General features: G+C 70.6%; 13 protein-coding genes and 1 pseudogene. 13 read left to right on the top strand and 1 reads right to left on the bottom strand.

Annotated features, from left to right (window positions below):
• The 4 genes and pseudogenes from ACZ6ZP_RS39290 to rpsD all read left to right on the top strand — a co-directional run.
• Positions 1 to 156: pseudogene (locus tag ACZ6ZP_RS39290) on the top strand (vitamin K epoxide reductase family protein); the annotation flags it as partial.
• A gap of 44 nt (positions 157 to 200) precedes the next feature.
• Complete coding sequence (locus tag ACZ6ZP_RS39295) at positions 201 to 1550, top strand: replication-associated recombination protein A (protein WP_351168628.1); 1350 nt, start codon at positions 201 to 203, stop codon at positions 1548 to 1550.
• Between the two features lie 50 nt (positions 1551 to 1600).
• Positions 1601 to 2344, top strand: coding sequence for an HNH endonuclease family protein (locus ACZ6ZP_RS39300; protein ID WP_469410321.1), 744 nt, complete (start codon positions 1601 to 1603; stop codon positions 2342 to 2344).
• 347 nt (positions 2345 to 2691) lie between these two features.
• Positions 2692 to 3306 (top strand): 30S ribosomal protein S4, encoded by a 615-nt coding sequence (gene rpsD, locus ACZ6ZP_RS39305; RefSeq protein WP_249591119.1) that lies wholly within the window; start codon positions 2692 to 2694, stop codon positions 3304 to 3306.
• Here the strand turns inward: rpsD and ACZ6ZP_RS39310 are convergent.
• Positions 3294 to 5483 carry an ATP-binding protein gene (locus ACZ6ZP_RS39310; RefSeq protein ID WP_361463279.1) on the bottom strand — a complete coding sequence of 730 codons (2190 nt, stop codon included), beginning with the start codon at positions 5481 to 5483 and terminating at the stop codon, positions 3294 to 3296. The two genes, rpsD and ACZ6ZP_RS39310, sit on opposite strands and share 13 nt — an antisense overlap.
• A gap of 173 nt (positions 5484 to 5656) precedes the next feature.
• On the opposite strand from ACZ6ZP_RS39310, the gene ACZ6ZP_RS39315 reads away from it, so the two are divergent.
• From ACZ6ZP_RS39315 to aroB, 9 genes are all read left to right on the top strand, one after another.
• The gene (locus ACZ6ZP_RS39315) at positions 5657 to 6106 is read left to right on the top strand and encodes a DUF948 domain-containing protein (RefSeq protein WP_351168634.1); all 450 of its coding nucleotides are present in this window, start codon (positions 5657 to 5659) and stop codon (positions 6104 to 6106) included.
• Positions 6107 to 6113: 7 nt separating this feature from the next.
• Positions 6114 to 6479: a DUF6167 family protein gene (locus ACZ6ZP_RS39320; RefSeq protein WP_351168636.1), complete on the top strand. Its 366-nt coding sequence runs from the start codon at positions 6114 to 6116 to the stop codon at positions 6477 to 6479.
• Positions 6479 to 9148 carry an alanine--tRNA ligase gene (alaS, locus tag ACZ6ZP_RS39325; RefSeq protein WP_469410322.1) on the top strand — a complete coding sequence of 890 codons (2670 nt, stop codon included), beginning with the start codon at positions 6479 to 6481 and terminating at the stop codon, positions 9146 to 9148. The genes ACZ6ZP_RS39320 and alaS overlap by 1 nt, the downstream gene beginning before the upstream one ends.
• Positions 9148 to 9633, top strand: coding sequence for a Holliday junction resolvase RuvX (ruvX, locus tag ACZ6ZP_RS39330; RefSeq protein WP_351168640.1), 486 nt, complete (start codon positions 9148 to 9150; stop codon positions 9631 to 9633). The genes alaS and ruvX overlap by 1 nt, the downstream gene beginning before the upstream one ends.
• A gap of 124 nt (positions 9634 to 9757) precedes the next feature.
• Positions 9758 to 11461: an endolytic transglycosylase MltG gene (gene mltG, locus ACZ6ZP_RS39335; protein WP_361463283.1), complete on the top strand. Its 1704-nt coding sequence runs from the start codon at positions 9758 to 9760 to the stop codon at positions 11459 to 11461.
• Positions 11451 to 12284: a shikimate dehydrogenase gene (locus ACZ6ZP_RS39340; RefSeq protein WP_399982801.1), complete on the top strand. Its 834-nt coding sequence runs from the start codon at positions 11451 to 11453 to the stop codon at positions 12282 to 12284. Before mltG ends, ACZ6ZP_RS39340 begins: the two co-directional genes overlap by 11 nt.
• Before the next feature lie 137 nt (positions 12285 to 12421).
• The gene (aroC, locus tag ACZ6ZP_RS39345; RefSeq protein ID WP_160503772.1) at positions 12422 to 13606 is read left to right on the top strand and encodes a chorismate synthase; all 1185 of its coding nucleotides are present in this window, start codon (positions 12422 to 12424) and stop codon (positions 13604 to 13606) included.
• Entirely contained in the window at positions 13603 to 14118 is a 516-nt protein-coding gene (locus tag ACZ6ZP_RS39350; RefSeq protein WP_351168648.1) for a shikimate kinase, read from the top strand. Before aroC ends, ACZ6ZP_RS39350 begins: the two co-directional genes overlap by 4 nt.
• Positions 14115 to 15227: a 3-dehydroquinate synthase gene (aroB, locus tag ACZ6ZP_RS39355; protein WP_383818246.1), complete on the top strand. Its 1113-nt coding sequence runs from the start codon at positions 14115 to 14117 to the stop codon at positions 15225 to 15227. The genes ACZ6ZP_RS39350 and aroB overlap by 4 nt, the downstream gene beginning before the upstream one ends.
• Positions 15228 to 15294: the final 67 nt, after the last annotated feature.

The raw sequence follows: 15294 nt of genomic DNA on the forward strand, positions 1-15294 counted from the left end.
TACGTGACGTCGTTCAACGTCCGCAACGGCCTGCTGCCCGCGCCCTCCTGGCTGCGTACGTTCTTCGGCGAGTTCACCTGGGTGCTTCCGGTGCTGCACGTCGGCATCATCGGCATGCTGATCCTCACGCGCTGGTGGGAGTTCTGGACCAGCTGACAGCGCCGAGGGCGTTGTCAGTGGGCTGACGTAGGGTTCCGAACGTGGAGCCCGACCTGTTTACCGCAGCTGCCGAGGACCGCCAGGAGAAGGACCCGTCGACGAGTCCCCTGGCCGTCCGGATGCGCCCGCGCACCCTCGAAGAAGTCGTCGGCCAGCAGCATCTGCTGAAGCAGGGCTCGCCCTTGCGCAGGCTGGTCGGCGAGGGCGGGGGAGGACCGGCGGGACCGTCGTCGGTGTTCCTCTGGGGGCCGCCGGGCATCGGCAAGACGACCCTTGCGTACGTGGTCTCGAAGGCCACGAACAAGCGCTTCGTGGAGCTCTCCGCGATCACCGCCGGTGTGAAGGAAGTCCGCGCCGTCATCGAGGGCGCCCGGCGCGCGATGGGCGGCCATGGCAAGGAGACCGTCCTCTTCCTGGACGAGATCCACCGCTTCAGCAAGGCCCAGCAGGACTCCCTGCTTCCGGCCGTCGAGAACCGCTGGGTGACGCTGATCGCGGCGACGACCGAGAACCCGTACTTCTCGATCATCTCCCCGCTCCTGTCCCGCTCCCTCCTCCTCACGCTCGAACCGCTCACGGACGACGACCTGCGCGGCCTGCTGCGCCGGGCGCTCACCGAGGAGCGGGGTCTTGGCGGCGCGGTGGAGCTGCCCGAGGACACCGAGGCGCATCTCCTGCGCATCTCGGGAGGCGACGCCCGGCGCGCGCTCACCGCCCTGGAGGCCGGCGCGGGCTCGGCCCTCGCCAAGGGGGAGAAGGAGATCACCCTCCAGAGCCTGGAGGAGTCGGTCGACCGCGCGGCCGTGAAGTACGACCGGGACGGCGACCAGCACTACGACGTCGCGAGCGCCCTGATCAAGTCCATCCGAGGCTCGGACGTGGACGCGGCCCTGCACTATCTGGCCCGCATGATCGAGGCGGGCGAGGACCCGCGCTTCATCGCGCGGCGCCTGATGATCTCCGCGAGCGAGGACATCGGCCTCGCCGACCCCACCGCGCTGCCCACGGCGGTCGCCGCCGCCCAGGCCGTCGCCATGATCGGCTTCCCGGAGGCCGCGCTCACCCTCAGCCACGCGACGATCGCCCTCGCCCTGGCCCCGAAGTCGAACGCCGCGACCATCGCCATCCAGTCCGCCCAGGCCGACGTCCGCGCGGGCCTCGCCGGCCCCGTCCCGCCCCACCTGCGCGACGGGCACTACAAGGGAGCGGCCAAGCTCGGCCACGCCCAGGGCTATGTGTATCCGCACGACGTGCCGGGCGCGATCGCGGCCCAGCAGTACGCACCGGACGCGGTGGCCGCCAAGCGGTACTACCAACCCACGCGCTATGGAGCCGAGGCGCGGTACGCGGACGTGGTCGAGCGCGTGCGCGAGCGCCTCAAGGGCGAGTAACCGCACGGCCCGGCGGGCGGGCCCCGGCGCTCGCGCCTACGCTCGGCGCCATGGGCACAGCAGCCGGGCCGCGCGCGGGGGCGACCCTGCTGGTCGTCGCCGCCCTCGCCACGGCCTGCGCGCCGCCGCAGCTGGAGCGTGCCGCGTCCCGCCACGCCACCGGCTCCGCGACACCCACCGCCAGGCCCTCTCCGGCGGTACCTCTCGCCAGCCCCGGCTTCCCGCCGACCGCGGGGCAGGCCCGCGACCAGCTCGCCGCCCTCACGGTCGCCCGGGGCAAGAACTGGCAGACGTACCAGCGCTCCGCGTTCGGCGTCGGCTGGTCCGACGACACCGACGCCCCCGGCGGCCGCAACGGCTGCGACACCCGCGACGACGTCCTGCGGCGCGACCTGAAGAACCTGCGCGAGGGCGACCGCAACCCCTGCGTCGTGCTCTCCGGCGTCCTGCACGACCCGTACACCGGCAAGGAACTGCCCTACTCCTACCGCCGCGCCTCGCGGATCCAGACCGACCACGTCGTCGCGCTCGGCGCGGCCTGGCGGGCCGGAGCCTGGGCCTGGACCGCCGAGCGGCGCCTGACGTACGCCAACGACCTGGACGTCCTGCTCGCCACCGACAAGGACACCAACTACACGAAGAGCAGCCAGACCCCCGACAAGTGGAAACCCCCGCGCGAGGAATACTGGTGCGAGTACGGCCGCCGCTGGACCGGGATCAAGGCCAAGTACGGGCTCACGGTCACCGCGCCCGAGAAACTGGCCCTCCAGGAGCTGCTCGCCGCCTGCGGCTGAGGCACCCCCTGTCACCCGGTACACTTGCCCGAAGTGCTGCGTCCCGTGTCCGGTTTCTTACCGGACGCCACCAGAACGGGACATCCAGCCGGAGCCCCGGACCTCACCGTCCAGGGACCTCCAGGAGCGTCGCGCACCGTCGAAGGTGTCGCGGGCAGCCCACCACCATCTCGTACTCCGGGAAGCGGTCGGTGGGCCACTCGCGTGCTGCACGTATGTGCCCAGACCAGGGAGCGGCTGCCCGCCGGATCCAGCACCACCGGATCCGATGGGTTTCCCAGGCTGCGGATTGCGACCTCCCCTAACCCTGGTGAAGCCGATTTCACATGGAACAGAGAGGTTGGTTCATGCCGAACCAGTCCCGCCCCAAGGTCAAGAAGTCGCGTGCCCTCGGCATCGCGCTGACCCCGAAGGCCGTCAAGTACTTCGAGGCCCGCCCCTACCCGCCGGGCGAGCACGGCCGTGGCCGTAAGCAGAACTCGGACTACAAGGTCCGTCTGCTCGAGAAGCAGCGTCTGCGCGCGCAGTACGACATCAGCGAGAAGCAGATGGCCCGTGCCTACGACCGCGCCAAGAAGGCCGAAGGCAAGACCGGCGAGGCCCTGGTCATCGAGCTCGAGCGCCGTCTCGACGCCCTGATCCTTCGTTCGGGCATCGCCCGCACGATCTACCAGGCCCGTCAGATGGTCAGCCACGGCCACATCGAGGTCAACGGCGGCAAGGTCGACAAGCCGTCGTTCCGCGTCCGTCCCGACGACGTCGTGATGGTCCGCGAGCGCAGCCGTGAGAAGCCGCTGTTCGTGGTCTCGCGTGAGGGCGGCTTCGCCCCCGACGGCGAGATCCCGCGTTACCTCCAGGTGAACCTGAAGGCCCTGGCCTTCCGTCTGGACCGTGACCCGAACCGCAAGGAGATCCCCGTGATCTGCGACGAGCAGCTCGTCGTCGAGTACTACGCCCGCTGACCCGGACGTAGCTCTCCCTGCTTCAGCCCGTCGCCCGCCCTGCCCTCGTGGTGGGGCGGGCGGCGGGTTTTCGCGTTGTTCTCGGGGTTCTCGGGGCCCGTGCCCAGGGCCCGGGAGACCGCGGCGTCCGGGGCGAGACGGGTCCCGGCGGCCACGCACTCCTCGTAGCGCGCGTCGCCCAGCTGCTCGCGGGCCCGCGCCTCGCACAATTCGTGCGGCCCGCCGAAGTTCCCGGAGCCGAACAGCGGAAGGCCCACCGACGGCCAGATGCGGGACGCGGCGCCCTGGAGGACCGCGGCCTCGGCCGGATCGCCCTCCACCGCGGTGAACAGGGCGAGCAGCTCGATCGCGAGCACCGTGCCGAGCAGATCGTTGAAGGCGTGGTCCAGGGCCAGGCACCGCATGACCAGCTCACGCGCCGTCGCCGTCTCCCCGCGCGTCCAGGCGGCGAAGCCCAGGACATAGAGGGCGTACGCGAGGGTCCAGCGCTCGCCGTGGTCCTCGCAGACCTGGCGTACGTCCTCGCAGAGCTCCACCGCGTCGGCGAGCTCGCCGCGGAAGGCGAGGGCCATCGCCAGCTCGACCTGGCCCATCAGGACGTTGCTGTTGAGCTCGCCGATCTCGCGGTACTGCTCGAGGGCCGAGCGCAGCAAGGTTTCGGCACGCTCCATGTCGTCGGCGAGGAGCGCGAGGCAGCCGATGCGGTGCACCGCGTACGCGGTCGCGATGGCGCTGCCGGTGCGTTCCGCCTCGTCCTTGCACTCCTGCAGCGCCGCGAGCGCGGCGACCGTGTCGCCCTGGAGGACCGCGACATAGCCGAGCACCCACAGCGCCTTGAGGCGTGAGTCGTCGTGGCCGCCGTCCAGTTCGAGCGCGCGGTCGAGCCAGTGCCGCCCCTCCGCGAGCCGCCCGCAGCCCACCCAGTAGAACCACAGGCTGCCCGCCAGATACTGGCCCAGATGCGTCTCGTCCGGCTCCGTCAGGCAGTACTCGAGGGCGCCGCGCAGATTGGGCAGTTCGCAGTCGACGAGCTCGGCGACCCGCTCCTGGCGCGGCGAGAACCAGTCCAGCTCGCACCAGGTGGCAAGGCCCATGTACCAGTCGCGGTGCCTGCGCCGCATCCGCGCGGCGTCGCCGGACGCCTCCAGCCAGTCGGCGCCGTACGCACGGACCGTGTCGAGCATGCGGTAGCGCACGCCCGTCGGTCCTTCCTCGCGGGTCACGACGGACTGCGCGAGCAGTTCGCCGAGCACGTCCAGGACGTCGTCGGCGTGCAGGCCGTCCCCGCTGCAGATGTACTCGGCCGCCTCCAGGTCGAAGGGCCCGCAGAACACCGAGAGCCGCGACCACAGCAGGCGCTCGCCCGCCGTGCACAGCTCATGGCTCCAGCCGATGGCCGTACGCAGGGTCTGATGCCGCGGCGGCGCGTCGCGCCGGACCCCGGTGAGCAGCGCGAACCGGTCGTCGAGCCGGCACAGCAACTGGGCGGGCGAGAGCGCCCGCAGCCGCCCCGCCGCCAGCTCCACGGCCAGCGGAATCCCGTCCAGGCGGCGGCACAGCTCCGCCACGTCGGCTTCGTTCTCCTCGTCCAGGACGAACCCGGGCAGACCCGCCGCCGCGCGGTCGGCGAAGAGCGCGGCCGCGTCCGGTGTGGGCAGCGGCGCGAGCGGGAAGATCCGCTCGCCCCCGGTCTCCAGCGGCCTGCGCCCCACCGCGAGCACCCGCAGGCCGGGGGAGCGGTGCAGCAGCTCCCCCACCAGCGAGGCACAGGCCTCCACCAGGTGCTCGAACCCGTCGACGACAAGGAGGACTTCCCGCTCCGCGAGGTGGTCGAGCAGCACCTTGCGCGGCGTGCGGTGCGTGTGGTCCGTCAGGCACAGCGCGTCCGCGACCGCGTGCTCCACCAGATCCGGGTCGCGCACCGCCGAGAGCTCCACCAGCCAGGCGCCGTCCCGCGGCCCGGCGCCGGCGGCGGCCCGCACGGCCAGGCGCGACTTCCCGACGCCGCCGACGCCGGTCACCGTGACCAGGCGTCCGGCCTCCAACGCGGCGGCGAGGCAGGCGAGTTCGTCCGTGCGTCCCACGAAGGCGTTGAGTTCCAGGGGGAGGTTGCCGGGCCTCGGCGGCTGTACGGAGGGGCCGTGCCGGTGGTCGCCCGTGCGCTGATCGCGTCGCATGAGATACGGAGCGTACTCATCCGTAAGCAGTCCGTACAATCAGTTCGCCGAACTCCCTTGCCGGTACACGGTAATGCGGTGCGGAGCCTCGGCCCCGGCGCGATAGGGTCGGGGGACGACTTTTCGATGTTCAGGACCGATGTTCAGGGTCGATATTCAAGGAGCGGTGCGCAGTGTCGGGTGGCGAGGTGGCCGGGATCCTGGTGGCCGTCTTCTGGGCGATCCTGGTCTCCTTCCTGGCCGTGGTCCTTGTGAGACTGGCGCAGACGCTCAGGGCGACCACCAAGCTCGTCGCGGAAGTGACCGAGCAGGCCGTCCCGCTCCTGGCGGACGCCTCCACCGCGGTGCGCTCCGCGCAGACCCAGATCGAGCGGGTCGACGCCATCGCCTCGGACGTCCAGGAGGTCACGTCGAACGCGTCGGCGCTGTCCACGACCGTGGCCTCCACCTTCGGCGGGCCCCTCGTCAAGGTCGCGGCGTTCGGCTACGGCGTACGCAGGGCCCTGGGCCGCAAGGCAGGACCCGAATCAACCAATGTGCCCCCGGCACCCGCCCGACGTACCGTGATCGTGGGGCGCACCGTCCCCTCCGCGCGGCGGCGGGGCAAGCGGAAGAAGGACTGACGCAGCGATGTTCCGCCGTACGTTCTGGTTCACCGCGGGCGCGGCTGCCGGTGTGTGGGCCACCACCAAGGTCAACCGCAAGATCAAACAACTGACCCCCGAGAGCCTCGCGGCGCAGGCCGCGAACAAGGCGGTCGAGGCGGGTCACAAGCTCAAGGACTTCGCTCTCGACGTCCGCGACGGCATGGCCCAGCGCGAGGCCGAACTGGGCGAGGCCCTGGGCCTCGAAGCCCCGGTCGACCCCGAACTTCCCGGGCAGCGCCGAGTGGTCGTGGCCATCGAGAACGGCAAGACCAGCAAGACCGACAAGAACAAGCAGGGCAAGTACCTCTCGAAGTCGAAGTACTCGTACAACCGGAATGAGGACCACTGATGGAGTCGGCCGAGATTCGCCGCCGCTGGCTGAGCTTCTTCGAGGAGCGCGGGCACACCGTCGTCCCTTCGGCGTCGCTCATCGCGGACGACCCGACTCTGCTCCTCGTCCCCGCGGGCATGGTGCCCTTCAAGCCCTACTTCCTGGGTGAGGTCAAGCCGCAGTTCTCGCGCGCCACGAGCGTGCAGAAGTGCGTGCGTACGCCCGACATCGAAGAGGTCGGCAAGACCACGCGCCACGGCACGTTCTTCCAGATGTGCGGCAACTTCTCCTTCGGTGACTACTTCAAGGAAGGCGCCATCACCTACGCCTGGGAGCTGCTCACCAGCTCCGTGGCGGACGGTGGCTACGGCCTCGACCCCGAGCGCCTGTGGGTGACGGTCTACCTCGACGACGACGAGGCCGAGACCATCTGGCGCGAGAAGGTGGGCGTCCCCGCCGAGCGCATCCAGCGCCTGGGCAAGAAGGACAACTACTGGTCCATGGGCGTCCCCGGACCCTGCGGCCCCTGCTCCGAGATCAACTACGACCGCGGCCCCGAGTTCGGCGTCGAGGGCGGCCCCGCCGTCAACGACGAGCGGTACGTGGAGATCTGGAACCTGGTCTTCATGCAGTACGAGCGCGGCGAGGGCACCTCGAAGGAGGACTTCGAGATCCTCGGCGAGCTGCCCAGCAAGAACATCGACACCGGCCTCGGTCTCGAGCGCCTCGCCATGATCCTGCAGGGCGTACAGAACATGTACGAGACCGACACCCTGCGCGTCATCATGGACACGGCCACCGAGCTGACCGGCGTGCGCTACGGCGCCGAGCAGGGCTCGGACGTCTCCCTGCGCGTGGTCGCCGACCACATGCGCACCTCCGTGATGCTCATCGGCGACGGCGTCACGCCCGGCAACGAAGGCCGTGGCTACGTATTGCGCCGCATCATGCGCCGCGCCATCCGCAACATGCGTCTGATGGGCGCCACGGGCCCGGTCGTGCACGAGCTCGTCGACACGGTCATCAAGTCGATGGGCGAGCAGTACCCCGAGCTCCAGACCGACCGCAAGCGCATCGAGACCGTCGCCCTCGCCGAAGAGGCCGCCTTCCTCAAGGCCCTCAAGGGCGGCACGAACATCCTCGACACCGCCGTCACCGAGACCAAGGCCGCCGGCGGCCAGGTCCTCTCCGGCGACAAGGCGTTCCTGCTGCACGACACGTGGGGCTTCCCGATCGACCTCACCCTGGAGATGGCCGCCGAACAGGGCCTGACCGTGGACGAGGACGGCTTCCGGCGCCTGATGAAGGAGCAGCGGGAGCGGGCCAAGGCCGACGCGCAGGCCAAGAAGACCGGCCACGCCGATCTGCACGCCTACCGTGAGATCGCCGACGCCTCCGGCGCCACGGACTTCACCGGCTACACCCTCACCGAGAACGAGGCCGTGATCGTCGGCCTCCTGGTCAACGGCGTCTCGTCCCCCGCCGCCCGCGAGGGCGACGAGGTCGAGGTCGTCCTCGACCGCACCCCTTTCTACGCCGAGGGCGGCGGCCAGATCGCCGACTCCGGCCGGATCCGCCTCGACAGCGGCGCCGTCGTCGAGATCCGTGACGTGCAGAAGCCGGTCCCCGGCGTGCACGTCCACAAGGGTGTCGTCCTGGTCGGCGAGATCACCGTCGGCGACCAGGTCTGGGCCTCGATCGACGTGCACCGCCGCCGTGCCATCGCCCGCGCACACTCCGCCACGCACCTCACGCACCAGGCGCTGCGCGACGCGCTGGGCCCGACGGCCGCCCAGGCCGGTTCCGAGAACCAGCCGGGCCGCTTCCGCTTCGACTTCGGCTCCCCGTCGGCCGTGCCCACGGCCGTCATGACGGACGTCGAGCAGAAGATCAACGAAGTCCTCGCCCATGAACTCGATGTGCAGGCCGAGGTCATGTCGATCGACGAGGCCAAGAAGCAGGGCGCCATCGCCGAGTTCGGCGAGAAGTACGGCGAGCGCGTGCGCGTGGTCACCATCGGCGACTTCTCCAAGGAGCTGTGCGGCGGCACGCACGTGCACAACACCGCCCAGCTTGGCCTGGTGAAGCTGCTCGGCGAGTCGTCCATCGGCTCCGGCGTACGCCGCATCGAGGCCCTCGTCGGCGTCGACGCGTACAACTTCCTCGCCAAGGAGCACACGGTCGTCGCCCAGCTCCAGGAGCTGGTCAAGGGCCGTTCCGAGGAGCTGCCCGAGAAGGTCTCCGCCATGCTCGGCAAGCTCAAGGACGCCGAGAAGGAGATCGAGAAGTTCCGCGCGGAGAAGGTCCTGCAGGCCGCCGCCGGTCTCGTCGACCAGGCCAAGGACGTACGTGGCGTCGCTCTGGTCACCGGACAGGTGCCGGACGGCACGGGCGCCGACGACCTGCGCAAGCTGGTCCTCGACGTGCGCCACCGCATCCCGGGCGACCGCCCGGCCGTGGTCGCCCTGTTCACGACGGCCAACGGCCGCCCGCTGACGGTCATCGCCACGAACGAGTCGGCGCGCGAGCGCGGCCTCAAGGCCGGCGACCTCGTCCGTACGGCCGCCAAGACCCTCGGCGGCGGTGGCGGCGGCAAGCCGGACGTCGCCCAGGGCGGCGGGCAGAACGCCGCGGCCATCGGTGACGCCATGGCCGCCGTCGAGCGCCTCGTGGCAGAGACGGTCTGATGGACGACTCCGCGGGGGGCATGCGCAGGGGCCGACGCCTTGCCATCGACGTCGGTGACGCCCGGATCGGGGTCGCCTCGTGCGACCCCGACGGGATCATCGCCACGCCGGTGGAGACGGTGCCGGGGCGCGATGTCCCGGCCGCCCAGCGCCGGTTGAAGCAGCTCGTCGACGAGTACGAACCGATCGAGATCGTCGTCGGTCTCCCTCGCTCCCTCAACGGGGGCGAGGGGCCCGCGGCGGCCAAGGTCCGCGCGTTCACCCAGGACCTCGCCCGCTTGGTCGCCCCCATTCCGGTGAGGCTCGTGGACGAGAGGATGACCACAGTGACGGCCAGTCAGGGGCTGCGCGCCTCGGGCGTGAAGTCCAAAAAGGGCAGGTCTGTCATCGATCAGGCGGCGGCCGTCGTCATCCTCCAGCAGGCACTGGAGTCCGAACGGGCGTCAGGTAAAGCTCCGGGCGAGGGCGTCGAAGTGGTCATCTGATCGCGATACGGTAACGTTCCGCGCGATGCGGCGGTGTTCGAACAGCTGCCGCACAGCATCAAGAGGCGGAACGGTTGCCCTCCCACTCAGACGGCGGCCCCGCCTCGCGGCATGTAGGGGATCGATGACTGAGTATGGCCGGGGCCCAGGCTCCGAACCGTGGCATCCCGAGGACCCGTTGTACGGGGACGGCGGATGGGGAGGACAGCAGGCCGCCGGCGGCCCGTCCCCCTACGGCGGCCAGGGGCAGTACCACCCTCAGCAGCCGCAGCAGGCGCAGTACGAGGACTGGAGCACGGGCCAGCAGCAGGCCTACGGCCAGCAGCAGTACGGCGGGCCCGCCGGTCAGCAGCAGTACGACGGCGGCCAGGGCCAGCAGCACAACGGCGGGCCCGCAGGCCAGCAGCAGTACAACAGCGGCCCGGAGCAGCAGTACAACGGCGGCTGGGACACCGGTCAGCACGGCCACGTGCCGTACGCCGCCGACCCGGCGGACCCCTACGGGAACCAGCCCGGCGGCTACGGCGCGGAGAGCCCGGACTATTACGGCACCCCCGACGCGTACCCCCCGCCGGAGCCGCCGTCCCGCCGCCGCACCCCCGAGCCGGAGCCCGAGCGGGACTGGGACCCGGGCCCCGACCAGGGTGAGCACGCCTTCTTCTCGGGCGCCGACGACGACGAGGACGACGACGAGCCGCCGGGGCGCCGCGGGGACCGCCGAGGCGGTCGTGGCGGCAAGAAACCGAAGAAGCGCAGGAGTGGCTGCGCCTGCCTGGTCGTGACGCTGGTCTTCGCCGGCGGTCTCGGCGGAGTGGGCTATTTCGGCTATCAGTTCTACCAGGACCGATTCGGTACGTCGCCGGACTACGCGGGCGAGGGAACGGGCCTGGCGACCGTCGACATCCCGAAGGGCGCCGGCGGCTATGTGATCGGCCAGAAGCTGAAGGACGCCGGGGTCGTCAAGAGCGTGGACGCTTTTGTCTCGGCGCAGGCGCAGCATCCCAAGGGAAGCACTATTCAGGACGGCGTCTATGTCCTGAAGAAGCAGATGTCGGCCAAGAGCGCGGTCGAACTGATGCTCAGCCCGAAGAGCCGGAACAACCTCATTATTCCTGAGGGCCGACGGAATTCGTGGGTCTACAGCCAGATCGACACCCGCCTGGAGCTCGACAAGGGCACCACCGAAGGTGTCGCCAAGAAGGAATGGAAGAGCCTCGGCCTTCCGGACTGGGCGAACACCAACAAGGACATCAAGGACCCGCTCGAGGGCTTCCTCTATCCCTCCAGCTACGCGGTCGCCAAGGGCCAGAAGCCGGAGGCCGTCCTCAAGAAGATGGTTGCCCACGCGACCGAGAAGTACGACGAGTTGGGCTTGAAGTCCAAGGCCGCCGAGCTGCAGTTGAAGGACCCGCTGCAGGTTCTCACCGTGGCCAGCCTGGTCCAGGCCGAAGGCATGACGCACGACGACTTCAAGAAGATGGCGGCCGTCATCTACAACCGCCTCAAGACGTCCAACACGGTGACCAACCAGAAGCTCGAGTTCGACTCGACGTACAACTACCTCAAGGGTCAGAGCGAAATCGATATCCCGATCTCAAAGATCCGGAACGACCCCGACCCGTACAACACGTACTTCCACAAGGGCCTTCCGCCGGGACCGATCGGAAACCCGGGTGACGAGGCGCTGAAGGCCACACTGGCTCCGGACGGTGGTGGCTGGATGTTCTTCATCTCCGTCGACCAGAAGAAGACCCAGTTCACGAAGACGCTGGCCGAGCACGAAAAGCTGGTCGCTGAATTCAATGATCGGCAGAAGAATGGCGACTGACCAGGGACGCCGAGCCGCAGTCCTCGGCTCACCCATCGCCCATTCCCTCTCCCCTGTGCTGCACCGCGCCGCATACGGGGAGCTGGGGCTGGCCGACTGGACGTATGACCTGTTCGACGTCGACGAGGCTGCTCTGCCCGGCTTCATCGAGGGGCTCGGCCCCGAGTGGGCCGGGCTGTCCCTGACGATGCCGCTCAAGCGCGCGGTGATCCCGCTGCTCGACGAGGTCAGCGAGACCGCCGCCTCCGTCGAGGCGGTCAACACCGTCGTCCTGAAGGACGACGGCCGCCGCGTCGGCGACAACACCGACATCCCCGGCATGGTCGCCGCCCTGCGGGAGCGGGGCATCGAGCAGGTCGAGTCCGCCGCGATCCTCGGCGCGGGCGCCACCGCGTCGTCCGCCCTCGCCGCGCTCGCGCGGATCTGCACGGGCGAGGTCGTCGCGTACGTACGCAGCGAGGCGCGCGCCGCCGAGATGCGGCAGTGGGGCGAGCGGCTCGACGTGGAGGTGCGGACGGCGGACTGGGCGGACGCCGAGCGCGCGCTGAGCGCGCCGCTGGTGATCGCCACGACTCCGGCGGGTACGACCGACGCGCTCTCGGCCGCCGTGCCCGAGCGGCCCGCGACCCTTTTCGATGTCCTGTACGACCCGTGGCCCACCGCGCTGGCGGCCCGCTGGTCGATGTACGGCGGGGCCGTCGTCAGCGGGCTCGACCTGCTCGTGCACCAGGCGGTGCTCCAGGTCGAGCAGATGACCGGGCGTACGCCGGCGCCGCTCGTCGCCATGCGCAAGGCGGGGGAGCACGCGCTGGCCGCGCGCTGAGGGCGTCCGCTCAGAAGTCCGCTTTCTGGACCGGAGGCCAGGTCCCGCCCCCCGGCGTGGGAGGATCAGGGGTGGCGGGCCAGGGCCGCGCACCCGGTCGCGCCATGTAGTTCCAGGCGCGAGCATGAGGAGCACCGTTGAGCAGGTTGCGTTGGCTGACCGCGGGCGAGTCCCACGGACCCGCACTTGTCGCGACGCTGGAGGGTCTTCCCGCCGGCGTGCCGATCACCACGGAGATGGTGGCGGACCACCTGGCCCGGCGGCGCCTCGGCTATGGGCGCGGTGCGCGCATGAAGTTCGAGCGCGACGAGGTCACCTTCCTGGGCGGCGTCCGGCACGGCCTGACCATGGGCTCGCCGATCGCGATCATGGTGGGCAACACCGAGTGGCCCAAGTGGGAACAGGTCATGGCGGCCGATCCGGTCGACCCGGAGATCCTCGCCGACCTGGCCCGCAACGCCCCGCTGACCCGGCCCCGGCCCGGCCACGCGGACCTCGCGGGCATGCAGAAGTACGGCTTCGACGAGGCCCGGCCGATCCTGGAGCGCGCCTCCGCCCGCGAGACCGCGGCCCGCGTCGCGCTCGGCGCGGTCGCCCGCTCGTACCTCAAGGAAACGGCCGGCATCGAGATCGTCAGCCACGTCACGGAGCTGGCGGCGGCCAAGGCGCCCTACGGCGTCTACCCGACCCCCGCCGACGTCGAGAAGCTCGACGCCGACCCGGTGCGCTGCCTCGACGCGGACGCGAGCAAGGCGATGGTCGCCGAGATCGACCAGGCCCACAAGGACGGCGACACCCTCGGGGGCGTCGTCGAGGTGCTCGCGTACGGCGTGCCCGTCGGGCTCGGCTCGCACGTGCACTGGGACCGCCGCCTCGACGCGCGGCTCGCCGCCGCGCTCATGGGCATCCAGGCCATCAAGGGCGTCGAGGTCGGCGACGGCTTCGACCTCGCGCGGGTGCCGGGCTCCAAGGCGCACGACGAGATCGTCTCCACCGACGACGGCATCCGGCGCACCTCCGGCCGCTCCGGCGGCACCGAGGGCGGCCTGACCACCGGTGAACTGCTGCGCGTGCGGGCCGCGATGAAGCCCATCGCGACCGTGCCGCGCGCGCTGGCCACCGTGGACGTCGCCACCGGCGAGGCCACCAAGGCGCACCACCAGCGCTCGGACGTGTGCGCGGTCCCGGCCGCGGGCATCGTCGCCGAGGCGATGGTCGCGCTGACCCTGGCCGACGCCGTCGCCGAGAAGTTCGGCGGCGACAGCGTGCCCGAGACCCGGCGCAACGTGACCTCGTACCTCGACAACCTGCAGATCCGGTGACCGGCCCGCAGATCGTTCTGGTCGGGCCGATGGGCGTGGGCAAGTCGACGGTGGGCGCGCTGCTCGCCGAGCGCCTGGGCACCGTCTACCGCGACACCGACGCCGACATCGTGGCCGCGCAGGGCCGGGAGATCGCGGACATCTTCGTGGACGAGGGTGAGTCGCACTTCCGCGACCTGGAGCGGGAGGCCGTGCGCACGGCGCTCGCCGAGCACGAGGGAATCCTCGCCCTCGGCGGCGGCGCGATCCTCGACGAGTCGACCCGCGCGCTCCTGGCCCCGCACCCCGTCGTCTATCTGTCGATGGATGTCGAGGAGGCGGTCAAGCGCACCGGCCTGAACGTCGCGCGCCCGCTGCTCGCGGTCAACCCGCGCAAGCAGTGGCGCGAACTGATGGACGCCCGCCGCCAGTTCTACGCCGAAGTCGCCCGCGCCGTCGTCGCCACCGACGACCGCACCCCCGAAGAGGTCGCCCAGGCGGTCCTCGACGCACTGGAGTTGAAGGAAGCATGACGGAGATGGCTGAGACGGCGGGGCAGACGCCCACCCGTATCCAGGTCGGCGGCACCGCGGGCACCGAGCCGTACGAGGTCCTCGTCGGCCGGCAGCTCCTCGGCGAGCTGCCCGGCCTGATCGGCGAACGCACCAAGCGCGTCGCGATCATCCACCCCGAGGCGCTCGCCGAGACGGGCGAGGCGCTGCGCGAGGACCTGGCGGGACAGGGCTTCGAGGTCGTCGCCATCCAGGTGCCGAATGCCGAGGAGGCCAAGACCGCCGAGGTCGCCGCGTACTGCTGGAAGGCCCTTGGCCAGTCCGGCTTCACCCGCAGCGACATCATCATCGGTGTCGGCGGCGGAGCCACCACCGACCTCGCCGGGTTCGTGGCCGCGACCTGGCTGCGCGGGGTCCGCTGGATCGCCGTTCCGACCACCGTCCTTGGCATGGTGGACGCCGCGGTCGGCGGCAAGACCGGCATCAACACCGCAGAGGGCAAGAACCTCGTGGGCTCCTTCCACCCGCCCACGGGTGTGCTGTGCGACCTGGCCGCGCTCGACTCGCTGCCGGTCAACGACTTCGTGTCGGGCCTCGCGGAGATCATCAAGGCCGGCTTCATCGCCGACCCGGTGATCCTCGAACTGATCGAGGAGGACCCCGAGGCCGCGCGCAGCCCGCAGGGTCCGCACACCGCCGAGCTGATCGAGCGCTCCATCAAGGTCAAGGCCGAGGTCGTCTCCGGCGACCTCAAGGAGGCGGGCCTGCGCGAGATCCTCAACTACGGCCACACCCTGGCGCACGCCATCGAGAAGAACGAGCGCTACAAGTGGCGGCACGGCGCCGCGGTCTCCGTGGGCATGGCCTTCGCAGCCGAACTCGGCCGCCTCGCAGGCCGCCTGGACGACGCGACCGCCGACCGGCACCGCACCGTCCTGGAGTCGGTCGGCCTGCCCCTGAGCTACCGCTACGACCAGTGGCCCAAGCTCCTGGAGACCATGAAGGTCGACAAGAAGTCCCGCGGTGACCTGCTGCGGTTCATCGTCCTCGACGGCCTGGGCAAGCCCACCGTCCTGGAGGGCCCCGACCCCGCGGTGCTGCTCGCCGCGTACGGCGAAGTGGCGAAGTAGCCCTCCGGCAGCGGAGAAACGGCCCGTCAGAACAAGCCACGGGCACCCTGCGGCCTCCCCGGCCGTT

The organism is Streptomyces sp. NPDC054047 (genome assembly GCF_055585065.1).

Bases quoted from the DNA above. Each gene is read 5' to 3' on its own strand.
- ACZ6ZP_RS39300 (WP_469410321.1), top strand. From the start codon at position 1,601: ATGGGCACAGCAGCCGGGCCGCGCGCGGGGGCGACCCTGCTGGTCGTC.
- rpsD (WP_249591119.1), top strand. From the start codon at position 2,692: ATGCCGAACCAGTCCCGCCCCAAGGTCAAGAAGTCGCGTGCCCTCGGC.
- ACZ6ZP_RS39310 (WP_361463279.1), bottom strand. From the start codon at position 5,483: ATGCGACGCGATCAGCGCACGGGCGACCACCGGCACGGCCCCTCCGTA.
- ACZ6ZP_RS39320 (WP_351168636.1), top strand. From the start codon at position 6,114: ATGTTCCGCCGTACGTTCTGGTTCACCGCGGGCGCGGCTGCCGGTGTG.
- alaS (WP_469410322.1), top strand. From the start codon at position 6,479: ATGGAGTCGGCCGAGATTCGCCGCCGCTGGCTGAGCTTCTTCGAGGAG.
- ruvX (WP_351168640.1), top strand. From the start codon at position 9,148: ATGGACGACTCCGCGGGGGGCATGCGCAGGGGCCGACGCCTTGCCATC.
- mltG (WP_361463283.1), top strand. From the start codon at position 9,758: ATGACTGAGTATGGCCGGGGCCCAGGCTCCGAACCGTGGCATCCCGAG.
- ACZ6ZP_RS39340 (WP_399982801.1), top strand. From the start codon at position 11,451: ATGGCGACTGACCAGGGACGCCGAGCCGCAGTCCTCGGCTCACCCATC.
- aroB (WP_383818246.1), top strand. From the start codon at position 14,115: ATGACGGAGATGGCTGAGACGGCGGGGCAGACGCCCACCCGTATCCAG.